Origin of the sequence: Desulfosarcina sp. (assembly GCF_033791525.1) — a bacterium.
Classification (GTDB): domain Bacteria; phylum Desulfobacterota; class Desulfobacteria; order Desulfobacterales; family Desulfosarcinaceae; genus Desulfosarcina.
Window position 1 is genome coordinate 1 of record NZ_JASJGN010000358.1, and the last position, 5,080, is coordinate 5,080.

General features: G+C 48.8%; 5 protein-coding genes. 2 read left to right on the forward strand and 3 right to left on the reverse strand.

Annotation, left to right across the window (positions count from 1 at the left end; all coding sequences use genetic code 11):
• Positions 1-561 precede the first annotated feature (561 nt).
• Positions 562-1,950: an IS110 family transposase gene (locus QNK41_RS17660; protein WP_319259449.1), complete on the forward strand. Its 1,389-nt coding sequence runs from the start codon at positions 562-564 to the stop codon at positions 1,948-1,950.
• 240 nt (positions 1,951-2,190) lie between these two features.
• Here QNK41_RS17660 and QNK41_RS17665 read toward each other — a convergent pair whose 3' ends face one another.
• The 3 genes from QNK41_RS17665 to QNK41_RS17675 form a co-directional block, all read right to left on the reverse strand.
• Positions 2,191-2,568 carry a hypothetical protein gene (locus QNK41_RS17665; RefSeq protein WP_319259452.1) on the reverse strand — a complete coding sequence of 126 codons (378 nt, stop codon included), beginning with the start codon at positions 2,566-2,568 and terminating at the stop codon, positions 2,191-2,193.
• 182 nt (positions 2,569-2,750) lie between these two features.
• The gene (locus tag QNK41_RS17670) at positions 2,751-3,071 is read right to left on the reverse strand and encodes a hypothetical protein (RefSeq protein ID WP_319259455.1); all 321 of its coding nucleotides are present in this window, start codon (positions 3,069-3,071) and stop codon (positions 2,751-2,753) included.
• Positions 3,072-3,175: 104 nt separating this feature from the next.
• Complete coding sequence (locus QNK41_RS17675; protein ID WP_319259458.1) at positions 3,176-3,499, reverse strand: hypothetical protein; 324 nt, start codon at positions 3,497-3,499, stop codon at positions 3,176-3,178.
• Positions 3,500-4,060: 561 nt separating this feature from the next.
• Here QNK41_RS17675 and QNK41_RS17680 point away from each other — a divergent pair.
• Positions 4,061-5,080, forward strand: a 1,020-nt coding sequence (locus QNK41_RS17680; RefSeq protein WP_319259461.1) for a hypothetical protein, incomplete at its 3' end; no start/stop codon positions are given.

Genomic DNA, 5,080 nt, shown 5'->3' on the forward strand with positions numbered 1-5,080 from the left:
CCAAGTCTAAAGGTTTTACCGAGTAAAGGAAAGTTTAGCTGCTTTCTGGAATTAACTGTATTGGGGCTCCCTACCCATACAACCATTATTTAGTTTTTTTCTTATACAAGCGATTGTCGAGCTTGCCGCAGATTCAAGGCAGATGTCGTCGCGCTATAGTGGACTATGCGCGGCGATAGCTAACGCCGAAGGTGGGGTGAGGTCGGCAAACCCAATGGGTTTAACCTTTTGAATACAACCATGGATGGTACCCAACCGTGATCGTTACCAATCGACCTTCTTCAAGAAAGGTGAATCGCTTGTATAAGAAAAAAACTAAATAATGGTTGTATGGGGAGGGAGCCCCAATACAGTTAATTCCAGAAAGCAGCTAAACTTTCCTTTACTCGGTAAAACCTTTAGACTTGGAGGAAGAGAAGGGGCAATCGCTGGGCTACGAGCCCGTAACTGAGTTTCTTCCTTCCGCCAGGTTTAAATCGGTGATTAACATGGTGCGCGACACCGGATTCTCACAAGCTTGATGATTCCTGGCACCAATTATACCGAAAAGGAGAGTTGCCAATGAAACCATTTTACATGGGCATTGACGTCAGCAAGGGGTATGCCGATTTCGTGATTATTAACCCTAAAAAAAAGCCAGTCACCCAAGGCTTTCAACTGGATGACACCTTTGACGGGCACAAGGCGCTGTACAACATTGTCGCGCGCTTTCTGTCTAACCATCCGGATTCGAGGCTGTTTGCCGGCATGGAAAGCACCGGAGGATATGAAAACAACTGGTACAATTCACTGGTTGCTTTTCAGGGTTCTTTAAATATCCTGACAGCCCGGCTGAACCCGCTGGGAGTCAAGCATAACAGCCAAGCGGGTTTGAAGAAAAACACGACCGACAAAATTAGCGCCCAGAACGTTGCCGAATACCTGGTTGCACATCCTGAAAAGGTGAACTATCAGCAGCAAGATCAATTGGCCGGGTTGAGAAAGCAATGGGGATTTATTCAGATGCTCACTAAACAAAGAACCCAATTTATAAATCAGTTTAAGGGGTTACTGTACTCGAGCAATCCTGAACTGTTGCGATATTGCCAAACCGAAACACCCGCATGGATTTTAAAAGTCGCCGTCACATATCCCAGCGCGGCCAGGCTAAAAAGAGCCAAGGCCAAGACCATAACCAAGATCCCATACGTAACCTTAAAGAAGGCACAACAGATTGTCAGCGATGCCCAACGCTCGGTTGCTTCGGCTACGGACACGACAACTGAACAGCTCATTGTCGCCACTGCCCAACAAATCATCCATTTGAACAAAACGATTGACGCTCAAACCCGCCGGATGATTGAAGCGTGCGCCATGCCTGAAGTAGAACTGCTCAAAACATTTGCTGGCCTCAGTAATAAATCCGCCATCGGGCTGATGATTGAGATCCAGACTGTTGAACGATTTGCAAATGCTAAAAAATTGGCTTCCTTCTTCGGTGTGCATCCGGTTTATAAAAAAAGTGGGGATGGCGTTGGCGGTATTAAAATGAGTAAACAGGGACGTAAAGCACCTCGCCACATTCTTTATATGAGCACCTTGGCAGCTATTAAATGCAACCCGCTAATCAAACAGACCTACGAAAAACACCAGAAAAACGGAAAACACAACATGGCCGCGATGGGCGTCTGTATGCACAAAATATTACGGATCATCTACGGCATGCTCAAACACAAAAAGGCTTACGATCCAAAGATCGACACCGCGAATCAACATCGCAGTGTTAACGGAAGAAATGCGGCGCCAAGGAAAAATGAAACCCGCCGTTTCCAAGCCTATGACATTAAGGCCCCGGTATCCAGGCGCCAGACAATTAAGAGACTGGAACGGGACAGGTCCCATAGTGTTCTCGACACTAAATCCGGGATCACTGTGCCCATCCCAGTCGGTGACTCTATAGCAAAAATGTAAACCGAATTGTAGGCTTTACCGAATTTTCAAAGAGCGACTGACTGGAAAGCAATTTTTGTTTGACTTTCCTCGGATTAACTCAGTTTAGGTGTAAAAACAAGCCTGCATGTCAGATAGCAACGGTGATGACAGAAAATACTGCGAATACAACCGGGAATAACCAGCGACATAAACGGTCGATACGGATCGCCCTCGTCTGTTTTTGAATCGACCATAGGTGGCCCGTTACCACCGATTCTATCAGAGCCATAACTTACCGGCACATATCAGCCCGCCAATCATGGAAAAAAGCAACGATACCATCGTACCCATTAGGATGGTGAATCGTATCGTTTCGATATGCGTGACACGGTTGTCCAGGGCTTGCTTGCCCCAGTGGGCCGCCATTTTGGCGGCCATCCAGGTCACCATGGCAACCATGACGCCGGACAATTCAAAGGCGACCCCAATGGTGAAGAACAGGTTTTCGGCGATACCCAGAGATATGGGAATCGCAATTCGGAAGTGGTGGTCCTCATCGCCGACGAGGTGCCTGATTCTTCGTGCGTAAAACTGTGTTACGATGCCACCGAATAGCAAAGCGACCGATAAGCCCACAGCCCACCTGAGTGCTATCATTGACAATTACTCAATCTTTTTGTGCTCCTGTTCGTAAATACGATGACGCATCGAGAATGTCGAGGCGCCTGGATCGCAAGGCGCGAGAAGTGCCAATTGCCAACGCTCTTGGTGCGCCGAGCAACACGGCGAGCCGGGATGCATCGGCAATCGAATGCCATCGTTTCTATGAATAGGGGCACTTAGTCCACCTGTAGGATATTATTCCCAAAACATGCTCTGGACTCGTCCCCGTCGTACGGTTGATTGGGACCTGAGGCACGATTGTATCGAATATGCCCATCGGTGGAAGTGATCGGAATCTCTTTACCGGCTTCAATTTTTCCTTTCCAAATGATGGGCCCCCGATTGCCGTCGGCATCCGCATCATAGATGATCACCCATACATCATCTTGTGTAGATCCCACGATCCGGCAAGAATTGTCTGCAGCTTGTGTCGATGCGGCAAGCAACATACTCGCCAAAAAAATGATCAAAAAAACGGTTCTTTGGATCTTAAACATGTCTACCTCCTCGATTGACTCAATCATAACCTGCCACCGAATATCAAAACAACCGATAAGCCCACACTCCACCTGAGCGCTATCATTGATACCAACTCAATCTCTTAGTAGTCTACCAGGACAGTTTGTTGTCCGTAACATCCGCTTTGGAGGGCCCCATCATAGGCTTGATTGGGATCCATCGTATAATCGATACGGATGTTCCCGTCAGTGGAGGTGATCGGAATGCTCTTCCCGGCTTCAATTTTGCCCTTCCAAATGATGGGCCCCGGATTGCCGTCGTTATCCGCATCATAGATGATCACCCATACATCATCTTGCGGACCCGCCATGATCCTGCATGAATTGTCTTCAGCGTATGCGGATACGGCCAGTATCAGGACCGACAATAGAATAAACACAATAGCGGATTTTTGGATCTCGGACATGCCCACCTCCTTGGTTGGTTCCAGCATAAATTCGTTGATAGTAACGGTTACCTGCGCCACAGCAGCGCGCGATGTGATGCACGGATGTTGTGGTCAGGGGGGTCGAGCACCCGCTTGAACGGGTCACCGGGTTGATAGATTCCAACGTATACCCCAACGTTGCAAAAGCGGGAGGGTTTCAGAGCCAAGGCGCCGAGGGTGACGCCGTAGTTCTTTACTGCAATCCCTTGGCAACGCGGGATCTGGAATCCTCTCGCTTTCCCGCAAGGGTAAAAACATGAGAAAATCACTGTTTTTGCAGGAATTCACATCCTGTGGACTCCTGAACATCCAGGAAAATTAAATTTTTTCTATATATTTACAGAATGTTACAATATATTTCACATGTTTTTATGCAACGATGAAGTATATTCAAGATATAGGATACGCGCGAGGTGGGCAATTGTACCTTGGTGCATAGCACTTTGGTACAATAGCACTATCACGGGTGAGAAAAAGCATCCGCTCACTTGCGAAATCTTGATAAACTTGTAAAACTATATGCTATCAGGCAAACGCATCATGACACCCAACGACAGTTTCATCGAATCGGACAACATGGCATTCATGCACCCAAACTTCAGGCGGCAAGGTTATCACTTCGTATCAATCTTGCTGTTGTTTCTTATCCTGCCGTTGTGGATCCTGTGTTCTGCCACCCCGCTTTTTGGGGCACAACCATCCGAGCACAAAAAGATTCTCTTACTGGCCAGCTATCACCCATCAGCGCCGGTCGGTAATCTGTGGAGACTAGGCATACGATCGATTCTGGAATCTGAAGGTCACAGTAATGTGGACCTCGACATCGAGTACCTGGATGTGCTGCGTTTCAGAGATGCGCGGTACGCCCAGCTGCTGACCGATTTACTCCGTCACAAATACGCAACATCACAACCCGATCTGGTTGTCGCCGTCTACAACACGGCCTTGGACTTCATGCGGACCCATGGACCAGAACTATTTCCCGGGGTGCCGGTGGTATTCGCAGGTGTTGAAGAAAAATTTATCGACATCGGGAAATTGGGGCCCAACATCACCGGTATGATCTCGGCTCCCAACTATTCAGAAACATTGGATCTGGCCCTTCGTCTGCATCCCGACACCCAACACGTTGCGGTGGTGTCAGGGGCCGGGAAAATCGGCCGCACGTGGAGCATGAATGCCATGCAGGCGTTTCAGCCGTATGGTGATCGGGTCGATTTTATCGATCTTACAGGGCTCCCGATGCCGACGATCCTCGAAAAGGTCGCCAACCTGCCGCACCGATCCTTGGTCATGTATATCACACTTCTCGAAGATGGGGCGGGCAACAAGTTCACTGCACCCCAATCGGCTTTCCAAATTTCAAGGGCCGCCAATGCCCCGGTCTACAGTTTCTGGGACCTGATGCTCGGTCACGGCATCGTCGGTGGTTATCTAAGCAGTGCCGAGGAAAAGGGCAAGGCCATAGCGGCGTTGGCATTGCGTATTTTGAATGGAGAGCAGCCGTCCGACATCACGCCCGCCAAAGAAGGCCCCTTGAATGCCATGTTCGACTGGAGA

Coding starts and splice junctions, on each gene's coding strand:
- QNK41_RS17670 (WP_319259455.1), bottom strand. CDS start 3,071: ATGTTTAAGATCCAAAGAACCGTTTTTTTGATCATTTTTTTGGCGAGT.
- QNK41_RS17660 (WP_319259449.1), top strand. CDS start 562: ATGAAACCATTTTACATGGGCATTGACGTCAGCAAGGGGTATGCCGAT.
- QNK41_RS17675 (WP_319259458.1), bottom strand. CDS start 3,499: ATGTCCGAGATCCAAAAATCCGCTATTGTGTTTATTCTATTGTCGGTC.
- QNK41_RS17665 (WP_319259452.1), bottom strand. CDS start 2,568: ATGATAGCACTCAGGTGGGCTGTGGGCTTATCGGTCGCTTTGCTATTC.